At 64.3% G+C, this 18504-nt stretch carries 21 protein-coding genes; 3 read left to right on the top strand and 18 right to left on the bottom strand.

The window, feature by feature from the left end:
- Nucleotides 1-3 precede the first annotated feature (3 nt).
- Nucleotides 4-456, bottom strand: coding sequence for an NlpC/P60 family protein (locus tag CUV01_RS02320; RefSeq protein ID WP_232962436.1), 453 nt, complete (start codon nt 454-456; stop codon nt 4-6).
- A 57-nt stretch (nt 457-513) separates the two neighbouring features.
- Here CUV01_RS02320 and CUV01_RS02315 point away from each other — a divergent pair, with 57 nt between their 5' ends.
- Entirely contained in the window at nt 514-1263 is a 750-nt protein-coding gene (locus tag CUV01_RS02315; protein WP_101459056.1) for an HNH endonuclease, read from the top strand.
- A gap of 74 nt (nt 1264-1337) precedes the next feature.
- On the opposite strand, the gene CUV01_RS02310 is transcribed toward CUV01_RS02315, so the two are convergent.
- The 6 genes from CUV01_RS02310 to CUV01_RS02285 are packed head-to-tail and all read right to left on the bottom strand — an operon-like array spanning nt 1338 to nt 6639.
- Nucleotides 1338-2222, bottom strand: a complete 885-nt coding sequence (locus CUV01_RS02310) for a DUF2163 domain-containing protein (protein WP_101459055.1) — start codon at nt 2220-2222, stop codon at nt 1338-1340.
- Nucleotides 2219-2845 carry a DUF2460 domain-containing protein gene (locus CUV01_RS02305; protein ID WP_101459054.1) on the bottom strand — a complete coding sequence of 209 codons (627 nt, stop codon included), beginning with the start codon at nt 2843-2845 and terminating at the stop codon, nt 2219-2221. The genes CUV01_RS02310 and CUV01_RS02305 overlap by 4 nt, the downstream gene beginning before the upstream one ends.
- A 15-nt stretch (nt 2846-2860) precedes the next feature.
- Nucleotides 2861-5044, bottom strand: a complete 2184-nt coding sequence (locus CUV01_RS02300; RefSeq protein WP_101459053.1) for a phage tail tape measure C-terminal domain-containing protein — start codon at nt 5042-5044, stop codon at nt 2861-2863.
- A 1-nt stretch (nt 5045) separates the two neighbouring features.
- A complete protein-coding gene (locus CUV01_RS02295; RefSeq protein ID WP_422385873.1) occupies nt 5046-5195 on the bottom strand; it encodes a DUF7697 family protein in 150 nt (49 codons plus the stop codon).
- 56 nt (nt 5196-5251) lie between these two features.
- On the bottom strand, nt 5252-5701 hold the full coding sequence (locus CUV01_RS02290) for a hypothetical protein (RefSeq protein WP_101459051.1): 450 nt from the start codon (nt 5699-5701) through the stop codon (nt 5252-5254).
- Nucleotides 5701-6639, bottom strand: a complete 939-nt coding sequence (locus CUV01_RS02285) for a phage tail tube protein (protein ID WP_101459050.1) — start codon at nt 6637-6639, stop codon at nt 5701-5703. Before CUV01_RS02285 ends, CUV01_RS02290 begins: the two co-directional genes overlap by 1 nt.
- 113 nt (nt 6640-6752) lie before the next feature.
- Here CUV01_RS02285 and CUV01_RS02280 point away from each other — a divergent pair, with 113 nt between their 5' ends.
- A complete protein-coding gene (locus CUV01_RS02280; protein WP_157994760.1) occupies nt 6753-7202 on the top strand; it encodes a thermonuclease family protein in 450 nt (149 codons plus the stop codon).
- 7 nt (nt 7203-7209) lie between these two features.
- Here the strand turns inward: CUV01_RS02280 and CUV01_RS02275 are convergent, their stop codons facing one another.
- Nucleotides 7210-7629 (bottom strand): acyl-CoA transferase, encoded by a 420-nt coding sequence (locus CUV01_RS02275; RefSeq protein ID WP_101459048.1) that lies wholly within the window; start codon nt 7627-7629, stop codon nt 7210-7212.
- 87 nt (nt 7630-7716) lie between these two features.
- Here CUV01_RS02275 and CUV01_RS02270 point away from each other — a divergent pair, with 87 nt between their 5' ends.
- Nucleotides 7717-9492, top strand: coding sequence for a hypothetical protein (locus tag CUV01_RS02270; RefSeq protein WP_101459047.1), 1776 nt, complete (start codon nt 7717-7719; stop codon nt 9490-9492).
- A gap of 59 nt (nt 9493-9551) precedes the next feature.
- Here CUV01_RS02270 and CUV01_RS02265 read toward each other — a convergent pair whose 3' ends face one another.
- The 10 genes from CUV01_RS02265 to CUV01_RS02220 form a co-directional block, all read right to left on the bottom strand.
- Nucleotides 9552-10265, bottom strand: coding sequence for a hypothetical protein (locus tag CUV01_RS02265; RefSeq protein ID WP_157994759.1), 714 nt, complete (start codon nt 10263-10265; stop codon nt 9552-9554).
- Nucleotides 10266-10347: 82 nt separating this feature from the next.
- Nucleotides 10348-10977, bottom strand: a complete 630-nt coding sequence (locus tag CUV01_RS02260) for a DUF6441 family protein (RefSeq protein WP_101459045.1) — start codon at nt 10975-10977, stop codon at nt 10348-10350.
- A complete protein-coding gene (locus CUV01_RS02255) occupies nt 10974-11288 on the bottom strand; it encodes a head-tail joining protein (protein WP_101459044.1) in 315 nt (104 codons plus the stop codon). Before CUV01_RS02255 ends, CUV01_RS02260 begins: the two co-directional genes overlap by 4 nt.
- On the bottom strand, nt 11288-12310 hold the full coding sequence (locus CUV01_RS02250) for a major capsid protein (protein ID WP_101459043.1): 1023 nt from the start codon (nt 12308-12310) through the stop codon (nt 11288-11290). Before CUV01_RS02250 ends, CUV01_RS02255 begins: the two co-directional genes overlap by 1 nt.
- 52 nt (nt 12311-12362) lie before the next feature.
- Complete coding sequence (locus CUV01_RS02245; protein ID WP_101459042.1) at nt 12363-12743, bottom strand: head decoration protein; 381 nt, start codon at nt 12741-12743, stop codon at nt 12363-12365.
- A gap of 26 nt (nt 12744-12769) precedes the next feature.
- Nucleotides 12770-14179 (bottom strand): S49 family peptidase, encoded by a 1410-nt coding sequence (locus tag CUV01_RS02240; protein ID WP_101459041.1) that lies wholly within the window; start codon nt 14177-14179, stop codon nt 12770-12772.
- A complete protein-coding gene (locus tag CUV01_RS02235) occupies nt 14179-15696 on the bottom strand; it encodes a phage portal protein (protein ID WP_101459040.1) in 1518 nt (505 codons plus the stop codon). The genes CUV01_RS02240 and CUV01_RS02235 overlap by 1 nt, the downstream gene beginning before the upstream one ends.
- Before the next feature lie 3 nt (nt 15697-15699).
- Nucleotides 15700-15912 (bottom strand): phage head-tail joining protein, encoded by a 213-nt coding sequence (locus CUV01_RS02230; RefSeq protein WP_101459039.1) that lies wholly within the window; start codon nt 15910-15912, stop codon nt 15700-15702.
- 3 nt (nt 15913-15915) lie between these two features.
- Entirely contained in the window at nt 15916-17958 is a 2043-nt protein-coding gene (locus CUV01_RS02225; RefSeq protein ID WP_101459038.1) for a phage terminase large subunit family protein, read from the bottom strand.
- Entirely contained in the window at nt 17906-18493 is a 588-nt protein-coding gene (locus tag CUV01_RS02220; protein WP_101459037.1) for a hypothetical protein, read from the bottom strand. The genes CUV01_RS02225 and CUV01_RS02220 overlap by 53 nt, the downstream gene beginning before the upstream one ends.
- Nucleotides 18494-18504: the final 11 nt, after the last annotated feature.

Below are 18504 nucleotides of genomic sequence, written 5' to 3'. Positions count from 1 at the left end.
CTTTCAGATGCTGGGGAAGAGAAAGGCGAAAGCGATGCGTCGCTGCCAGGCAGGCGTCAGAGGTTCTTCGATCACGCCCAGCCGTTCATAGGCGTGGATGAAGCGGTCCGGCGCGGAGAGAATCCCGACATGCTTGGCGATGGCACCTGCACGCATGCGGAAGACGACCAGCGCGCCCGGTCCGGCATCAGCGGCCGGCAGTTCCATCATCATCCGCCGCGCGCCTTCGGCCAGAACTTCGCGGAAACCCGTCTCGCCCCAATCGCGGCTATAGGGAGGGATCGGGAAAGGCTCATCGCCGACCACGTCCCGCCAGACGCCGCGCGCCAGCCCGAGGCAGTCGCATCCGACGCCCCGCAAACTGGCCTGATCGTGATAGGGCGTGCCGAGCCAGCTGCGCGCGGCGGCGATGATGCAGTCCGAATTCGAAGCACTTGGGGATCGTCTACCAGTCAATTTTGTCAGGCCTTGCATCCTGGATTGCCATCGCGGAGCGTATCGCTGGTTCAGACGATGGAGTTGATCTTGGTTCAGTTTGTTGAGGACGTATCTGGCATACGGCGAAACCTGAGGACGCTACGCGGCTATCTTCTTTCACCGAATGAGGAAGATCGCTTCTTTGCTCGAGAGCGATTGCGCCGTGGATACAATCTGGTCGCGGCTTGGGTAGAGGGGGATGTCCTGTTTGGCCCGAGCCGTTTTATTGGTTACAAGAACATTTCGATCAAAACCCACAAAGAGCTTGGCGACCAAAAACGGTTGGACGGAAAGGAAACCAATCCAGTCTTGAACCGCATTCTGGGCGCGCAGATTTTGCCGGATGATCCCCAATGGTCAAAGGTTGAGGAGTCTTTCCTACGCCTTTGTGAGAAGATTGATATTGTTCCCGTCAATCGCGACCGGAAGTACTGGGTTCTGGATGGACTGCGCCCTCGGCAAGCCGGATCCTATTCAGAAGGCGCATTGTCGGTCCATGTGACGACGCGCTACGAGCGAGACCCAGCGGCGCGAAAGGCCTGCATCGAGGCGCATGGCACTTCGTGCATTGTGTGCGGCTTCAGCTTTGAGCGGACTTATGGCGACCATGGCAAAGGCTTTATCCATGTCCATCACCTGAAGCCCTTATCTCAGGCCCGGTCTGGAAGGCACACTGATCCGATCAAAGACCTCGTGCCTGTCTGCCCGAATTGTCACTATATGCTTCATCGAGGTGATCGGCTTCTTTTACCCGAGGAATTGAAGCAAATGATGACGCAAGAATAAGTTCGCATTCGAAGGGGGAGCCCGAGGGCAAAGTGCATCATGCGGTCAGATATGCACGGGATTATGCCGCCTGGTCACAGCACACCGCCAGCATGCCCACCATCCGATGAGGCATAGCGCAAAATTGTGTCCTGGCCCGGAATATGCGGAAAGCCCCGGAAATTGACGACATTCCCGAACTTCTGGCTGCAGGTGGCAATGCGCTTGTCGCAGCCCGCCCGGACGGTGAAGCCGTCGCCCGCGCCGATGGGTCGGATCGGCGCTTCCAGTAGCGTGATGATGGCGATGCCATCGCTGCGATTATGGGCCAGCACCTCAGCGCGGCGTCCGGCATTGGGGCCATTGGTCCATGTGAGCGTGCCGAAGCGGAACCAGCCCGCCTCAAAGCCACCGAGGCCGGAGGCGGTGAAGGCCCGGTCGCGCAGACTGTCGATGACAACGCCCGCGCCGCGAAACGCCGCATCCTTCAGATCGACGCCGCAGCGGGAATCGCCGAGCGCGGCGTCGCAGCTGGCCTGAAAGCTCCGCCCGACGGTCTGGCCGAGGAGATGCGACATTGAGCGGATCTCGGCCACGAAGGCGTGGCGCCCGCGCCGGATCTGACCAATGGCGCCGCGCCGCATCAGCACGCGCTGGCCGGGTGACTGCCAGTTCACCCGCCAGAGCTCGACTTCGGCATTGTCCCAGTGCCCGTCCAGAATATCGGTCTCAGAAATCCGGTCCGAGCGCAGCGCGCCTGCCGCGTCCTGCGCATCGACCGAGAGATCGGCGCCTGAGCGGATCTCGCTCGCTGTCAGCCCGCTTTCCGGTTCGAATTCTGTGCCGTCGAACACCAGCACCCGATCATGGTCGGTGAAACCAAAAGCCAGACCGTCGGCGCGGGTAATGCGCCAGCACCAGGCGAGCGTCGTGGTGCCGCTGTCGAGATGGGTCTGCAGCGCGGGCGGGATATTCTTCATCGCCGGATCTCCAGCAAGGGAATGGAGGTGATGGAGCCGAGGCGTTCGATGTCCAGCGTCACGTCCAGCGCGTCGCTGTCGAACCGGACCGGCACGTCGAATTCGAACCCTGCCGTGATGGCGATGCCGGTGGTGGGCGCGGTGTCGAAACTGACAAGGCCGGTTTTATGGTCGACCGACCAGCCGGAGCTTTGCGCGATACCATTCATAGCGATCTGGACAGTGCCTGCGAACGGTTTGGTGATGGTCCGTGCCCAGGATTGGCCACCCGACGCGTAACGCTTAACCAGCTGAAAACTGGTCGTGACGCCATCGCCCGTGCCGATCTGCTGATCCATTCGCGATGGGGATTGCGAAGGCAGGCAGGACCGATGATCGGCCCAGTCCTTGAAGCGAAAGCCGTAAAGCCGTCCGTTCCGCGCCTCGAAGAAGGCGACGACCTTCGCCAGATCGTCGGCGCGGCGGATGCCATAGCTGACATCGTAGCGGCGTCGCGAATTGGCCCAGCTGGCATTGCGCTCCTCTTCGCCCGAGGCCAGTTCGACGATCTGGGTGCGCCGCTCCGGCCCGCCACGCGCGCCGCGGCTGATAGTGTCCGGAAACCGGACCTCGTGAAATGCCATTGTCTGATCTCTCTTCTATAATCCGCGCCGACCGAGCGAGACGGCGCGGGCAATATCGGCGGCGATCTGGGTGCGGGACTGCCGGAAGCTTTCGGCGTCACGGGCATGGATGTTGACGGTGACGCCCTGGCCGTAATCCTTCGCCTCGCGGCGCGACAGCACCCGCTCGCCACGCTGGAGGATCGCGGGCACTTCGTCATGACGCAGTCCGACCATGCCGCCGCTATGCATGCGCGATGCCCCAGCAAAGGCCAGCGCCGGAACCATGCGCCCTGGACCTGTGGCACCGACCATGCCGCCTGTATGCATGATGCTTGCGAAAATCCCGCCTGCACCGCCCAGCGCGCCCGAAAGCGCATTGGCGATGGGGCCGAGCAGGAAACGCCGTGCGGCCAGTTTCGAGAGATCGGCCAGCAGAGAGGTGACCAAATCGCGGAAATCGAGCTTGCCGGTCTTCACGAATTCTCCGACCGCGTTCTCGGCGCTCTGGAACGCGCTGACGAGTGCCTGACCGATATCGGCGCCGATATCCTTTGCCTTCTTCGCATAATCCGACAGCGCCTCCGTCACGGCCTTCCAGCCGGCGGCCGCTGCTTCGGCGGCAGGCTTGGCCTCTTCCGCCGCCGCCTTGCCCGCGGCCCCGGCCTCCTTTGCGGCCGCACCCGCGCCGGTGGCGGCTGTCTCCACCCCGCTCAGCGCATTCTCGTAGCGCCCGGCAGCTTCCGTCGCCACGTTCAGCGCCGCACCACCGACATCATCCTCGCCACCCGCCATCGCCGCGCGCAGCGCCTCCATGGCCGGGCCCACACCATCGAAGGCGGAAGCCCGGCTTGAACTGGCCCGGTCGCGATAGCGCCCCGCCATATGGGCCGAATTGCTGGCCGCGTGTTCCAGCATCGACGCCCGGCCCAGCGCTTCGAAGACATCGATGCGGGTGTCAGATCCGATCTCTTCGGCCACCTTGTTGAAGGTGGGCGCGATCATTCCCAGAAAGTCGGCCCATTTCCCGGCAAGGAAGGCCATGAGCCGGGTCCAGATCGCCTCGATCTCCGATTGCATGGCCCGGAAATCGTCGGCGAAGGACAGGGCCGTGGTCTTGATGCCCTCCCAGACGGCCTTCGCCACATCGCCCATCAGCGCCATGGCATTGCCAAAGCCGCCCGCGCTCTTGACCAGCTTCGTGAACTGATAGACCAGTTCCCCGGCCCCGACGATCAGGGCACCGATGCCGGTGCGGATCAGGGCCCCGCGCAGCACGACCAGCGCCGTGGCAAGGCCGCGCACGGAAACTGCCGCCACTGCCAGCCCCGCGACCCAGCGCCCGGCCATGAAAGCCGCGAAACTGGCGGCATAGGTCGACAGCCTGCCGATCTGATCAAACAGACCGCTGATCGCCATTCCGAGCGGACCGGTGCGGCTGGCCAGAGCTGCCATGGCATCGGCGACGGCCTCCAAGGCCGGGGCGGCAGCCACCGCCAGCTGGTTCGACAGCCCGCGCCAGACCAGTCCGAGACGCGAAATCGCGTCATTCGTCCGTTCGATCCTGTCGGCATCCTGTTCCGAGACCACGACCCCGAAGGCGTGCACGTCCTCGGTCGCCTGCCGCAAGGTGGCCGTATCGATGCGCGACATGGCAATCGAGCCTTCCTCGCCGAAGAGCTGACCTGCGACCGCAGCACGCTGGGCCACTGGCACGAATTCGGCGATGGCGGCATTGATAGCCCCGACGCGTTCGTCCAGCGGCAGGGCCAGCAACTCGCTTGCCGTCAGGCCCAACCGTTCCAGCGCTTCCGCCGCCGGACCACCGCCGGCCGCCGCCTGGCTCAGCCGCCGGGTCAGATCCTTGGTCGCCTGTTCGATGCCGGACATCGACACGCCTGCAAGCTCGCCCGCACGTTCCAGCGTCTGGATCGAGGCGACCGTGGTGCCGAGCGATTGCGCCAGCTTCGCCTGCGCATCCACCGTCTGGAGCCCGGACCGGACCATGGCGATACCAGCAGCCGTGGCGGTGGCGACCGCAGCGGCTGCCGCGACCCCGACCTTGCGCGTAAACCCAGCCATGCGGGCATTCGCCGCTTCCATCTCGCGCGAGAGGCGCCCGAAGCCTCGCGATCCGGCCTCGCCCACACCTTCCAGCTCGGCGCGCACCTGACGTCCGCCCACCGCCGCGAGGCGGACGCTGACGCGTTTTTCTGCCATCTCATCGTTCCATCTGTTCGTTCATCTTCCGCACCATCACTGCTTCGATGATGGGCAGCAGTTCAGCTGCGGCCGTCGCCGGGATGCCCAGCGCCGCTGCCAGCCCCAGTGCCGCGGTCAGATCCCAGCCGATCACCGCGCCCGGCAGCACGCGCAACTGCCCGCCGAGCCGTCCGACCAGATCCCAGACCTGCCAGCCCTCCCAAGTCAGCGGCTGGTTTTGCCGCGTCGGGCAGTCTTCGCAGCTTTGCGTGCAGGCCGCGCAGTAGCTGTCGCCCCCATCGAAGCACCAGTCGGCGAGGGCGCGGAGACGTTTTTTTCCTGTTCCAGCAACAGGCCCTTCGAGACATAGACCAATTGGAAGGCTTCGAAGATCGGCCAGGTGTCCAGAAGCGCATCAATGGCCTGCGGGCTGGGGGCGATCACCTTGCCATCGGAATCGCCGACCCCCTCCCAGTCCAGAACCGCGCGACGGGCCAGCGCCTTGGCGAAGATCAGCGCCCGTTCCTCATCGCTGGTCGCGTCCGGCACTGCCTCGACATCCGGGTCGCTGCGGGTGGCGACCATCAGTGCGGTGGTCAGCGGGCGCAGCTGCACCCGGACGCCGGGCGCCAGATCGTGCCAACGCGGTTCATTGCTCAAGTCGAGTGTCAGCATCAGTATTCCTCGCGGTCGTTGATCAGGGTGGCGGTGCACATGCGGCTCAGCGCGCTGTCACGCGCGGCCTGCCAGTCGAAGGTTGCCTGCACGCCCTGCGGCCCGGAAATCTCGATCCGGGGGCGGGGCAGGTAGACAGCATGTACGGTGAAGGTGAAGCTTTCGCCCGAGGGCAGGACGTAGGCGAACTCGAGTTCGCAGGGATCGCCATCAAGGGCCTGCGTCACCAGCGTGCTGTCGGCGAAGCGGACCTCGATGGACCCGGTGAGAGCGGCGATGGACGGGTCTGCGCCATCGATGCGCCCATCGGCGCGGATGGTTTCGATCCGGTCGAGATTGTTGGCATAGGCGATCTGGGCCGAGACGACATTGCCCAGCCCCGTGCCGTTGCGGGTGATCGCGCCGTTGAAATGGCCGAAGCGCTTCAGGTCGATGAGGGCAGGCGTGCCCGCATTGCTGACAGTGCCAACCGTCTCGCCCTGTGCGACCAGCCGGGCGGTTGCGGTCAGCAGACCTGAGCGCTGCATCTGCCAGTTGAGCTGATCCAGCACGCAGCCGGAATAGACGGCGAAGCGCGGCACCTCGGGCATACCAGTCTCGATGGAAAGGCTGGGCAGCACCCAAGCGCCCGAGCGGAATTCATGCGTCCATGGGCCGGTGCCGGAGGTGACCGGGTCTCCGAAGGCCGCCTTCAGCCAGAAGCCGAAGGCCTCGGCATCGATGGGCATGACGATATCGCCAGCGGCCGTCACCGCATCCTTGATCGGCGCCAGCGGATCGCGGCCATAGCCCAGCAGTTCGGAGTTCAGCAGCGGCTGTTCCGCCCCGAGCGTGGTGCTGGCGAAGGGCATCTTCGTGAAGCCGCCCACAGGCGGCGTGCCATAAACGGTTTCGAACGCAAGCGCCATCTGCGCCCGCGCCCCCTGGGCTCGTGCCATGAAAAAGTCCTTTCGGTCAGGTCGGGTTAGGGAAGTTCGCGGCGCGCGGTTGCGGGTCCGGGCGCTGCGCCGCAGAATGGGCCGGAGTTTGGACAATGGTTGTGAGGAGCGGGATGGTAGGTTTGGGATTGCGGCGACCGGCGGACTGGCTGTCCAGAGGGCGGGCGACAATCGCGGTCATAGCGACCATGGTTTTGACTGGATGCGTGCCGACGCAGGTCGCAGCACCCGCGACGCCATCACGGTTCGATTTTGCCGGTCAGGTGACCCGGGTTGTCGATGGCGACACATTCTGGGTCACCTCCCAAAGCACGCGCATCCGGGTCTGGGGGCTGGATGCGCCGGAGATCGGCAATGCGGGCGGGTCGACCGCGACGGCGCAACTGGCGGGCCTCGTCTCCGGGCGGTCTGTTCAGTGCCGGATGCGCGATGTCGACCGCTACGGGCGCATCGTCGGGCAATGCTGGCTGCCGGACGGTCGCGACATCGCGGCGACGATGATCGCCAGCGGCACCGCGCGTGAATATTGCCGCTTCTCGGGTAATTATTACGGCACCTGCTGAGAGCCGCTTATGCCAGCGGGTCTGCGATGGTGTAGTGCAAGATCACCGGGATCACCGCCGCCTTCAGACTGGCCGCTCCCTCGACGGGCAGATCGACCGGGCGAGGCGCTTCGGCTTCGATCCAGTCGCACAGCCCGCCCAGCGTCCGGTCGGCGGCGATGACAGTGCCGATGCTGGCGCAGAGGGCGTCGAAGGCGGCGTCACGGTCGGCGCCCTGAACGAACGCCTCGATCTCGGCCCGGAGCTGATAGTGATATCGCAGCGGCGACAGCGTGACCTCGGGTTCACCCGGTTCGCCGTCGCGCAGGATCAGCAGCCCATCAGGCGGCACGCGTTCGGGCAGCACGTCGCCGCGTAGCGCGGTGGAAGACAGCTTGGACAGGCGCGCGTGCAAGGCGGTCAGGACGGTTTCGCGGGTGGTGGGCATAAGAAGGGCACTTTCTTATAAGGTGCGTTGTTGGCTAGGCGGAACTGCCGGCTACAACACGGTCGTTCAATCCAAGTGAGGTTCAGCATGATCCCGGACTACCTTTCGCAGTTTCCGATAACGGCGAACCTCTTGCCCCCGAAGTTGCTTCAATTGCTGCAACCCGTCGATTCCGACCCAAGCCGAAAGGTTGAGGTCACATCTCACTACGATTTTGATCAGTTCGGTCCGCGCCGCGAATATTGCCACATGTTAATGGCGCTCTCGCCGCAGCCAACAATTCACCTTCAGGATATTTCCTCCGAGGCCGGAGAAGGGGTAGTCGAGTATTCGACACCAGATGTCCGCGCATTGGGCGGTCTGTCTGATTTTGTGCCATCCGTTTCCGGTCTCGACTATGTCGTGGCGTCTTGGGGGGATGGTTCTTTCTACACCTATAACCTCGCTGAAAAGGTGTGGATGGCGCTAGGATTGTCGCCTCGTTGTATAGGCGGCGACCCCGCCGACGGGCGACGGCAGAAGATCATTTTTGATGACTTGTCATTGCCAGAGTTCGGCGTGGTCGAGGGCGAAATCTCGACGCAACATTACTTCTCGGTTTCTCGAAACGTGTCTTGGCAGATGTCCAACGAGCACCTCAGGCGCTATCTCTGGATGCGAGGGTGCCATGGGGTTCGTGTCTTTTACTACGAAGCAGCGGTCGCGGACAGCGAGGCGTTGCGCGCACTGATGAATGGCGAAACGTCGGTTGAGTTCAAACCCGATCCTGGCTGGTACGAGCTTTGCATCCAAGAGTATGAGGGGCAGTTGCTGATCCAGCTTTGGGCGATCGTCACCGCTGTAACGCCTGAATTGTGCCCAGACAAAAGTGCTGATGGTCTTCTGTGGCCCGGCTGTGCCGAATCGATGACACGTAATCGAGCCAGACAAATTAGGTACCCGGGGGAATCTGTTTTTCTCGATGATCGATTTCTCAAGAGATATGAACAGAACCATTTCTACAACTCTACGCCGTTCCGATCAGGATCGGTCTGGAGATGCAGCCCGTCCTATCAAGGGCAATGGGCCTTCCGCGATTGTATCCGCGTTGGCCGGAATTTGATCAGCGTGCCGATGCGTGAACTCTACAAAGGACTTCCGGACCGGGAAATCGTACACGCGCACGCGCACGCGTTGGCTCATGCCAAAGTTGCTGGATTTGACTTGGGCGAGGAGCACATCGTAGCCAAGACCCAACGCTATCTGGACGTTCTGCTCGAACTTGGAGACATGCTGGAAGAGCTGGGACGTGCCTTTGAGCGCGATGAGTCTGCCACCGACATCGTGAAGTTTGACCGACAGGAGCTGAAGAACGAAGGCTGGGTCAGCTATCCGGAACTTTGCCGTCTGGCACAGGTCGCTCCATTGGACATGTCAGAGCAGGAATTTCTTTCGCGATGCAAGAATATCCACGAAATCGCGCAGCGCATTCCCAACGGTTTCCTGCGTGCTTTGATCAAGTCTGCTGGCCATGACGGCAAAGACATCAAGGAGTTTGCAAGCCTGAGGCTGCTTCAGGCGCTGACCAACATTCTTGAGCGCCTGAACGCCGACGGCGAGCAGATCGACGCTTTTGGCGCCGGGACGACCTCAGAAGATCTGACAGTCAGAAATAGTGCCCTGGCAGCATTGTTCGTGAATAACGACCTTAGGATCGCCGACGCACATGACGCTGGTGGGGTACTGGTCGCGCTCGAGCGCCTTGATTTCGACGTGGCAGCCCTGAACGACGGCTACGGGCGAGCGCTTGATCATGTCCTCGATGCTGTCGTAGCCAGTTTTGCACATATAAGCTTGCAGCTTCGCCAGTTTCTCGAGCGGTAGGTCTTGCAGGGTAGGTAGACTGCCTGGAGCAGGGTGTCGTTTCTGCATGAAACGCGGCTTCATTCATCGGATGGTCGCTCCGGCACATAGAAGCCAGCATGGTCCAAGCTCACACCATTCGGGAGATCCTTATCTGCGGCGTCGATTTGCTTCGGCGTCAGGCGCAGGTGGCGATGCAAGTAGGCGTGTATGTCATTAAGAAATTTGTTATTTTTCAGTCTTGAAATCGATAGGGAGTAGGCGAGCGCAGCATCATAGGCATGCACGGTCAGCAGTGATCGCATGCCATATCGACCACCATCGTGCTTTCTCATAATATTGCCGACATGCCTTACTGCGGCCGGGCTCAATGTCCCGCCTTGGTCATATTGCAGAACATATTTTTCCAAGGGCTGATAGCTTGCACCAGGAATATGTTGAAGAACTCTCTGACGAAGCAAAAGATATCTGATCTCCTGCTGGTCCGAAGCCGCTGGCTCCCTGTGGACAGGCTCACGCGCGCCCTGCTGTCTGGCTTCATCCTCCTCCAGAGACTCGTCGTCGTCAGGGCTTGTGATCGCAGCCGTATAGTCCGGAACCGATTTGAGGGCTGATATTCCCGCCTCGTTGAGGACCTTTTTTGCGCAACTGGGTCCAAAGGTCTGTTCGCCATCATCTTCGCCGTAAAGTATGTATGCAGTGTGCGACCGGAGCACCCGATTGCATTTCTGGCATGTTGCCCCGAAGGCAATATCGCGCCGAATGGGTCGGTAAGATTTGCTTAATGAGGCCATGCTGCAAATGCTTTTGTCTAAATAAACTATCCCTCGGAGTTTCATGACAAAGCGCCGCCTATGTCAACGCAGTACCTTCTGCCTAAACTTTCCCCTCGACCCACTTCCACACGATCTTCCCCGGCACCCCATCCACTGCCCGTTCCGCCTCCCGCGCCAGATCCAGCCGCTTCGGCAGCCTGACCTGCGGCACCAGCAGGAAGATCGGCACGGTGGCCCGCCCGCGCCCGGTCTTGGACCGTGACGCCACCGCGCGGCCTTTCGTGTTGATCCTCCCCTCGGCCACCAGCAGGCTGGGCCCGTGTCGCCGATAGACAAAACGCAGCCGCAGCCCGGTGCGACGCTCCCATTCGCCGGGCGTGATGCGCCCGCCGCGCAGGGATTTTCCGGCGGCTTCGGTCGGGATCGCCAGCCAGAACCCGTCGCGGGAACGGATCAGCGGCCCGGCATTATGGGCGCCGATGATCACCGGCGCCTTCGACCAGACCAGCGCTGTGGCGTTCAGGCTGTCTCCCGCCTTCGGATAGGTGGCGTTGCGGATCGAATTCGCCAGCCTGCGCCCCAGTCCGGCCCCGGTGATCTGCCCGCGCCATGCGGCCTTCAGGCCCGCACCCGCCTCGCGCATGGCGCCGGTCACGGCCTTTTCGCCCGCCTCGATCTCGGCCTGCATCATCGCGACGAGATCCGGATCGATATCGAGTTTGAGCCTCATGCTGGCACCAGTTCCACCGTCCAGATCAGCCGGTCGCGGTCGCGGATCGGCTCGCCCTGAATGACATGGCTGTCGGCGCCGATGACGATCAGATCGCCCGGCCGGGGATCGGGGATTTCGCTGATGCGGATATCGGCGGTCAGGGTGTCCGACAGGATCCGCGCCGATCCGAACTCGGTGATCCGGTCCGGCGCGCGGCGGATCAGACGGATCGGGCGTTCCTCCGATGTGCCACCCGCGATCCAGACGGCGGAAATGCCCATGTCCGGATGGCCGAAGATGCGATCCATGGCGGCGGCAAACGCAGTCATCAGTTCGAGCTGTGCAGCCGGATTGCGAGGCGGGGCCGCTTGTTGACCGGCAGGATCGAGGCCTCGGTCATCAGGTCAATCCACCGGCCCTTGGGGTCGAGATGCTGGCGGGCATAGAGCGGCAACCCGATGGTATTGGCGGTTTCCAGAAGGTTCGCCGGACCGCCATAGGTGGTAAACGTGTCCATGGTGCCGGTCGGGAAGGCGATGCCTTCATTGGCCGGGACCAGCCGATCCGATGCCTTGGTCGACAGCGTCACCGCGCCCGCATATTCCTCGAAGAGGATGCCTGCGAAGGGGAAGTTGCGGCGGACATCCTGCCGGAGCGGCTGGGCGCCGGTCGCGGCATAGAATTTATAGGCTTCCTCGGTCTTCGGATGCGAGATCAGCTTGTCGAAGAATTCGCGGCTGACCAGGGCATGGACGCCCGACATGCTTTCGCCCAGCAGATTGTCCTCGACGGCGCGCAGCACCTCGCGGACCTTGCCCTGAATGTTGGTCCCGGCGGTGCCGAGGACAAAATCGACGCTGATCTGCGCGATGCCGAATTCGGTGAAGTAATTGTAGAGCGTGGTGCCCGCGCCGTCCTTCACGATGCCGCGCAGCGCGTTCATCTCCATATATTCGCGGGTCTGGGCATGCTTGCGGCGCATCAGCGTCAGTTTGCGGGTCATCACCGCGACCAGCGGATCGGCCTCGTCCCCGGCGCCGATGGCCGGAACCCCCTGAATATCGGCGGGCAGAATGACATCGTCATGCGGGATCCAGGGCAGGGCAAAACTGCGCATGGCGCGCCCCTCTCGCGACCCGACCGAGGCGGGACCGCCCAGCGGCACCGAGGGGAGCAGGTTCAGCACGCCCTCGATCTGTTCGATGATGACGCTGCGCTGGGAGACGCCCTCGAAGCGGAAGAGGCCCAACTCGCCGAGGCGGGTATAGAGGTTCGGCAGGATATTGATGGCCTGCGTCATCTCGGCCAGTGAATAGCCACCGGCATCGAAGGGATTGCGGATGATGGTCATGGGGAAACCTTGTCGGAAAGAAGGATAAGAAAGAGAGTGTCGCAGCTTCCGGTCAGGCGCTGTCGCGGATGACGATGCCCAGCGCGGTCAGCTCAGTGTGTTTCAGGGCGATCTTGGCCGCGTCATCGATGCTGCCATCGTAGAAGAGGGCGTCGCGCGACAGGATCGCCGGTCCACGGGCCAGCAGAATGCCGGTGGCCTCCGCCAGCCTTGTATCGACCGGATAGAGCAGGATGCCAGCGGCCAGTTCCGCGCCATCGCTGCCGCCGTGGCTGGCGAAGGTGTAGTGGCCGCTGACGGTGATGCGGCCGAGGACCGCACCTGCCGGGTATTCGGTGCCCTCGGCCAGGGTGACTGTCTCGCGGGTATAATTGGGGTTCAGCTCATATTTGAGCGCATCGCCCATGCTGGGCGGTTGGGTCAGAACGGGCATCTGGATCTCCGGAAGCTGTCAGGCGATCAGCGCTGGGCGCTGTCGGCGGATTTGCGGGCGGCAGTGACAAGCGGGCTCGGCTTGTTTGTCGGCGCGGGCGCGCTGGCCAGAATGCCGCTGGCATCGCTTCTGGCCGCGAGGCTGTCGAGGATCTGGCCGCGCAGGGCATCGGGGCTCACGCCGCGCCTCACCGCATCGGCGGCGTCCAGGGCGACGCCCAGCTTTGCCGCCTGCGCGCAGATCGCGGCCACTTCGGCAGCTTCGGCGCGGATGGCATCGGCGGTGGCATCATGCGGGGCCGCAGCCGCTGCGGTGCCGGGCGCGGGCGGTTCCGCTGCCGCTTGCTCTGCCGTCGGCGCGACGGGTTGCGTCGGCGCGTGGGCCGCGCTTGGGGCGGCGGCTTGCGGGTTTTGCTGGTCCGGCGTCCGGGCATCGGTATCCGACTGATCACTCATGATCATCTCCTGTTTGGGGTGGGGTGGTGAAAGGGTCGGGGATTTCGTCGGTCGTCCGACCGGCAATGCCGGGCGGCCGAAACTGTCGGCAAAGGCGCGGAACGCGGCACGGGGATCGGCCACGGCATCGGCGAGACCGGCCTCAATGGCCGCAGCGCCGCGAAACACTGCCGCTTCGGTGGCGAGCGCCGCGTCTCTGGTCATTCTGGCACCGCGACCTGCCGCCACCGTTTCCGCGAAGAGGATGCGCAGATCCTCCAGTTCGGATTGCAGCCGGTCGCGGATGCCTTCGGGCAGCGCGGCATAGGGATTGCCATCGGCCTTTTGGGCCCCGGCATGGATCAGCGTAACCGCCACACCCTTCTGGGCCAGCATGCCGGACATGTCGGTGTGCATGGTGATGACCCCGATGCTGCCTGCCGCCCCGGTGCGGGGCAGGGTGATGCGGGTCGCCTGTGAGGCAAGCGCGTAACCGGCCGAGAGCGCATGTTCGGCCAGAAAGGCATGAACCGGTTTTTTGGCCCGCGCCGCGCGGATGCGGTCGGCGAGGTCAAAAGCTCCGGCGACTTCGCCACCGAAACTGTCGATCTCCAGCGCGATGCCGCGAATGGCGGGGTCATGAACCGCCGCGTCGATCTGGGCGGCGAGCCCCTCATAGGAGGTCAGCCCGGAGCTCTGCCCGATCCAGGCGCCGCGATGGACCAGCGTTCCGGCAATGGCGATCACCGCCACGCCATCGATGATGGGGAAAGGCGCGTCGGCATCAGCGCCGCGCCTCCCAACCAGATCGCCGCCGATCAGCGACGCGCGGGCCGTCTGCCGCGCGATGATCAGATCGGGTTCGGGTACGGCTGCCCCATCAAACCTGATCTCCTGTCCGGCGATACGGGGCCCGAGACCGCTGAGAAAGGCCAGTGCCTTGGCGGGGGCGATCATCAGCGGGGTGTCGAAGGCGCGCTGGGCGATCTGGGCATGATGCATCAGCGGTCCTTTCTGGCATCGTCATCGTCGGTGTCGTCGTTATCAGGGTCGGCGACACGGTCTTCGTCATCGTCCTTGCTATTGCTGACGTCCGTGCCATCGCCAGCTGCATTGCCCTTGGACCCCTGCGCGGGCGAGCCGGGGCGGCGGAAATCGAGGCCCAGCGCCGTCTCGCGCTTGCGTTCCGCCGCGATCTCGCGGTCGACCTGTTCGGCGTCATAGCCGCGCTCGGAAATCGCCTGGCTGCGGGATTTGAGACCGGCCTCGATCTGCAGAATCTCGGCCGAGGCGTCCTTCATCGGATCGACCCAGTCCCAGCGGGTCGGCAGCCAGCTGACCGCCTGAAAGCTGCGGCGGTCGCGGTCATAGCCGGGCAGGTCGATGGCGCCCGACAACACCGCCAGATCCATCCAGCGCTGCCAGACCGGACGGCAGAGCTGATGCACGATGACGCTGTGCTGGATCGCCGAGACCCGACGGCGGAAGTCTAGCAGCGCGACGCGGGTATTGGAAAAGTTCCCCCGCGCGGCATCGCCGGTCAGGTACGGGTAGGGAATGCCCAGCGCCGCTGCGATCTGCAGCAAGGTCCGGTATTGAAACGGCTCATAGGTCGATCCGGAATCCGGCGTGGCGGGGGTCGAGACATCCTCGCCCGGATCGAGGCGGACCACCTGACCGGGCTCGACTTCCAGATCCTCTTCCGCCGGTTCCAGCGGTGTTTCCGGAGCGGGCGAGGTGATGAACATCGCGAACATCGCTGCTGTCTTTTTCCGCTCCAGCTCGGCATCGTCATAGAGATCCAGCGTGAACAGCTTCACAATCGCCGGGGCAAAGCGCGAGACGCCGCGCAGCTGACCGGCCTCTACAGGATCCAGCACATGAACGATCTCCGAGGCCGACACGCGGACCGTTTCGCCGACGAGCCCCGGATCGGTCATGTCACCCGGATGGCGGCGCAGCAGGTGATAGGCCGCGCGCCGCCCGATGCCGTCGAATTCGATGCCCTGACGGATGCTCCCGCCGCCCGGCAATTCCCGGTTCATGTCCATCGGCAGCATCTCGGAGGGCAGCATCTGCAGCTGCAGCGGCACCGAGAGCCCGTCCTCGGGGCGGCGCGGGCGCAGCCGCAGAAACACTTCGCCTGCCAGAAACAGTTCGCGCACGGCGCGGCGCTGAAGGCCATAAAAGTCCGTCAGCCCCTCGGCATCGGCCTCGTCGGTCCAGCCAAGCCAGAGTTTCTGCAGCGCCTCCTTCTGCGCCGCATTCGCAATCGACGAGGACGGTTTGATCCCATCACCGACGACATTGCTGGCGAAGGCCTCGACCGCGCCGCTGGCGTAGCCATTGTTGCGCGCAAGCCAGCGGGCCCGCGCGGTGATGGTCTCGCCCGCGCCCGCGATCAGCGTGTTCACATGCGCGCGGGAGGCCCGAAAGCCGCGCAGGCGTCGATGCGACTGTGCGGCGTCGAACCCGCCGATGATCGCGCCCAGCCGCTGACGGATGCCGTCGAATGCCATGGCTCAGAGCCCCTTGGTCGCGACAGTGCCCCAGCGGCGATGGCGCGCGGTGCCAGATACACGCGCAATCCGGGCTTCCAGATCGCTGATCGCAGCTGCCAGTTCGGCGTCCGAGCCATAGGTCAGGGTCTTGCCGTCATAGCTGACGCTGCGCAGCCCGCTGAAGCGCGCTTCCTGCAGCGCGGTCAAAAGCGCCTGCATACGGTCGATCTCCATTTCTCACCTCATGAAACGCGGTGTGTAGGTTCGCCGCTTGCGGCGTGGTGTTGTGGGCGGGGCGCCCGCCTGACGGGCAGGCGGGTCTGCAGCAGGCTCGGCGGTATCGGTTGAATGGGCTGCGCCCGCATCCGGTACCGGCGGCGCGACACCCGCCTGATCCTCAAGCTGCCGCCACATCCGCTCGTCCCAGCGATCCGCACCCATGATCCAGGCGGCGGCGCGGGCATAGACCCGGGTGTCCAGCGCCTCGTTGCGTTCGCGCAGCTTCTGCCATTCGTGCCGGGCATAGCCGCGCTTGTTGCGGACCGTGACCAGCTGTTCGGCGACCAGCTGCTTCAGCCATTCGCTGTCGGCCCAGTTCGGCAGATGGATCATCCCCGGCGGATCGGGTTGATCATCTTCGGGCCGTTCCAGTCGCAGAAACCGATAGGTCTCGATCTTGAAGGTGGCCGTGGCGACCGACCAGAGCCGGGCGCCGCGGCGCAGGCGTTTGCCGCCCACTGTGGCATCGACGAAGGTTGGCCCCGAGACCGGCGTCGCCCGGTTGAAGCCTTCGAGACCCTTGACCGGCGCGACCTGTTCGAACCCCTGCGCCCGCGCCCAGGCATAGACCGTCGCTGCCTCATAGCCGGTATCGATGGCCAGCTTTGCAATCGGCATCACCGCGCCATGCGCATGCAGCCATGTCTGGCCGAGAAGCCTGGTCAATTCTGCCCAGGCTGCCGGGCTGTCCGGCCCGCCGGGGATGACGATGTGATCGACAAGCCAGCTTTGTAGGCCCCGTCCCCAGGCCCAGATATCGACCTCGATGCGGTCCTTCTGAATGTCGGCCCCGGCGGTCAGGAACAGTCCGCCTTCGGGGATCTGCGCCGCGAAGACCTCGCGCCGGTCGGCCAGCCGCTGCCATTCCGGTGCCTCGCCGCGTTCGACCCAGGTCTCGCCCAGAAGCGTGTTGCGCGCCGCGCGCAGCATCTCGTCATTGCCCTGAGCGGCCAGCCATTCCCGGGCGATCTGTTCCCAGCTCTTCCAGCCGATGGGCGAATAAAGCGCCGAGAGGTGATAGCCGACATGATACGGGTCAGTTGCGACCGCCGTCGCGCGCCATTCGCCCGCTTCCAGCATGGCCGTCTTGTGATGCTCGGCGATCAGGGTATCGCAGGCGTTGCAGACATAGGCAGCGGTCTCGGGCTTGCCCTTGTCCCAACGCAGGCGCTCGAATTCCAGCCATTGCATCGCACCGCAATGCGGGCAGGGCACGAAATAGCGTCGCTGGTCGGACGCCTCGAATTCCTGCTCGATCCGGCTCAGCCCCCGGATCGTCGGCGTCGAAACCAGAAAAACCTTTCGGCGATGGGCGAAGGTGGTGCTGCGGGCCTCCGCCAGTGTCACCGGATCGCCCTCCTCGTCGGCCGAGGGCGGATAGGCGTCGATCTCGTCCAGAAACAGATAGCGTGCAGGCATGGAACGCAGGCCGGTCGCGCTGTTGGCGCCGGTCAGCACCAGAATGCCGCCCGGAAACTCTTTTGAGAGCATCGAATTCCCGGCATCGCGCGACCGCGCCGGGCTGACCCGTTCGCGCAGGGCCGGCGAATCCGTAATCAGCGGGTCGAGCCGGCCGCGCGAGGCGCGTTTCGCCATCTCGACCGTCGGCAGTACCGCCAGCATCGGGCCCGGCGCGTGATGGATCACAAAGCCGATCCAGTTGTTGCCCGCTTCGGTCGCACCGACCTGCGCGGCCTTCATGAAGCTGATCCGCTGCGCCGGATGGCCCGGCGAGAGCGCATCCATGATCTCGCGCAGATAGGGCGTCCGCGCGGTGCGATAGCGCCCCGGCTCGGCGGCGGCGCGCGAGGACAGCCAGCGGTGTTTGTCCGCCCATTCGGAGACCGTCAGGTCCGGATCAGGCCGGATGCCGCGCGACCAGGCACGCAACATGTCCTCGGCGCCATCGAAGCTCAGGTCGGGCGCGTCACCGTCTGTCCCATCCTCATCATTCAAGAGAAACCTTGAGGTCGGCGAGGGCGGCAAGCTGGTCTCGGACATGGGTTTCCAGCACCCTCTGCAGCACCCCGGTGCCGATGCTGATCGCTTCCCCGGTGGTCTTTTCCATCTCGGCCGAGAGCTCCGCCGCCATGATCGCGGCGACGCGCGCGGGCCAGGTCACCCAGGCATCCCGCTCCTGCCGGGCGAGGCGGAAGACCAGCGTCTCGGCCCTTGCGCGGTCGACCAGCACGCCCTTCTTCTTCTGGATGGCGATCTGGCGCTCCTGCGCCTGATAGACCGTTAGCGCCGTCCGGGCTTTCAGATAAGAGGACGAGTCGCCCGGGCCGGAGATCGACGGGGCGGCGAGGTTGGCATCCGGCGTGCGTTGCGCTGCCGTTGACTGTCGCGCGGTGCCGCCCTTCGCCCGCTGCTGCTGATCAGGATCGGTTGTGGCCGCGCGCCTTGCGTCCGACGCCGCCGCGTCGATGGAGCCATCGGCGAAGAGCACCAGCCTGCCGCTCTTCCGCGCCTTCTGGATCGCCCCGCGCGACAGTCCGGCATGGGCCGCATAGGCCCGCTCGCTCATGCCCTTCATAGGTGCCACCG

Source organism: Paracoccus tegillarcae (genome assembly GCF_002847305.1).
Classification (GTDB): Bacteria; Pseudomonadota; Alphaproteobacteria; order Rhodobacterales; family Rhodobacteraceae; genus Paracoccus; species Paracoccus tegillarcae.
Note: the sequence above shows the minus strand (reverse complement) of the source record. Positions and strands in the feature narration are given on the sequence as shown.

Excerpts from the sequence above, each read along its gene's own strand:
- CUV01_RS02305 (WP_101459054.1), bottom strand. The coding sequence starts at position 2,845 with ATGGCATTTCACGAGGTCCGGTTTCCGGACACTATCAGCCGCGGCGCG.
- CUV01_RS02220 (WP_101459037.1), bottom strand. The coding sequence starts at position 18,493 with ATGAAGGGCATGAGCGAGCGGGCCTATGCGGCCCATGCCGGACTGTCG.
- CUV01_RS02225 (WP_101459038.1), bottom strand. The coding sequence starts at position 17,958 with ATGTCCGAGACCAGCTTGCCGCCCTCGCCGACCTCAAGGTTTCTCTTG.
- CUV01_RS02315 (WP_101459056.1), top strand. The coding sequence starts at position 514 with ATGGAGTTGATCTTGGTTCAGTTTGTTGAGGACGTATCTGGCATACGG.
- CUV01_RS02310 (WP_101459055.1), bottom strand. The coding sequence starts at position 2,222 with ATGAAGAATATCCCGCCCGCGCTGCAGACCCATCTCGACAGCGGCACC.
- CUV01_RS02270 (WP_101459047.1), top strand. The coding sequence starts at position 7,717 with ATGATCCCGGACTACCTTTCGCAGTTTCCGATAACGGCGAACCTCTTG.
- CUV01_RS02250 (WP_101459043.1), bottom strand. The coding sequence starts at position 12,310 with ATGACCATCATCCGCAATCCCTTCGATGCCGGTGGCTATTCACTGGCC.
- CUV01_RS02255 (WP_101459044.1), bottom strand. The coding sequence starts at position 11,288 with ATGACTGCGTTTGCCGCCGCCATGGATCGCATCTTCGGCCATCCGGAC.
- CUV01_RS02280 (WP_157994760.1), top strand. The coding sequence starts at position 6,753 with ATGGTAGGTTTGGGATTGCGGCGACCGGCGGACTGGCTGTCCAGAGGG.
- CUV01_RS02290 (WP_101459051.1), bottom strand. The coding sequence starts at position 5,701 with ATGCTGACACTCGACTTGAGCAATGAACCGCGTTGGCACGATCTGGCG.
- CUV01_RS02240 (WP_101459041.1), bottom strand. The coding sequence starts at position 14,179 with ATGCATCATGCCCAGATCGCCCAGCGCGCCTTCGACACCCCGCTGATG.
- CUV01_RS02260 (WP_101459045.1), bottom strand. The coding sequence starts at position 10,977 with ATGAGGCTCAAACTCGATATCGATCCGGATCTCGTCGCGATGATGCAG.
- CUV01_RS02285 (WP_101459050.1), bottom strand. The coding sequence starts at position 6,639 with ATGGCACGAGCCCAGGGGGCGCGGGCGCAGATGGCGCTTGCGTTCGAA.
- CUV01_RS02230 (WP_101459039.1), bottom strand. The coding sequence starts at position 15,912 with ATGGAGATCGACCGTATGCAGGCGCTTTTGACCGCGCTGCAGGAAGCG.
- CUV01_RS02245 (WP_101459042.1), bottom strand. The coding sequence starts at position 12,743 with ATGCCCGTTCTGACCCAACCGCCCAGCATGGGCGATGCGCTCAAATAT.
- CUV01_RS02275 (WP_101459048.1), bottom strand. The coding sequence starts at position 7,629 with ATGCCCACCACCCGCGAAACCGTCCTGACCGCCTTGCACGCGCGCCTG.
- CUV01_RS02265 (WP_157994759.1), bottom strand. The coding sequence starts at position 10,265 with ATGGCCTCATTAAGCAAATCTTACCGACCCATTCGGCGCGATATTGCC.
- CUV01_RS02235 (WP_101459040.1), bottom strand. The coding sequence starts at position 15,696 with ATGGCATTCGACGGCATCCGTCAGCGGCTGGGCGCGATCATCGGCGGG.
- CUV01_RS02300 (WP_101459053.1), bottom strand. The coding sequence starts at position 5,044 with ATGGCAGAAAAACGCGTCAGCGTCCGCCTCGCGGCGGTGGGCGGACGT.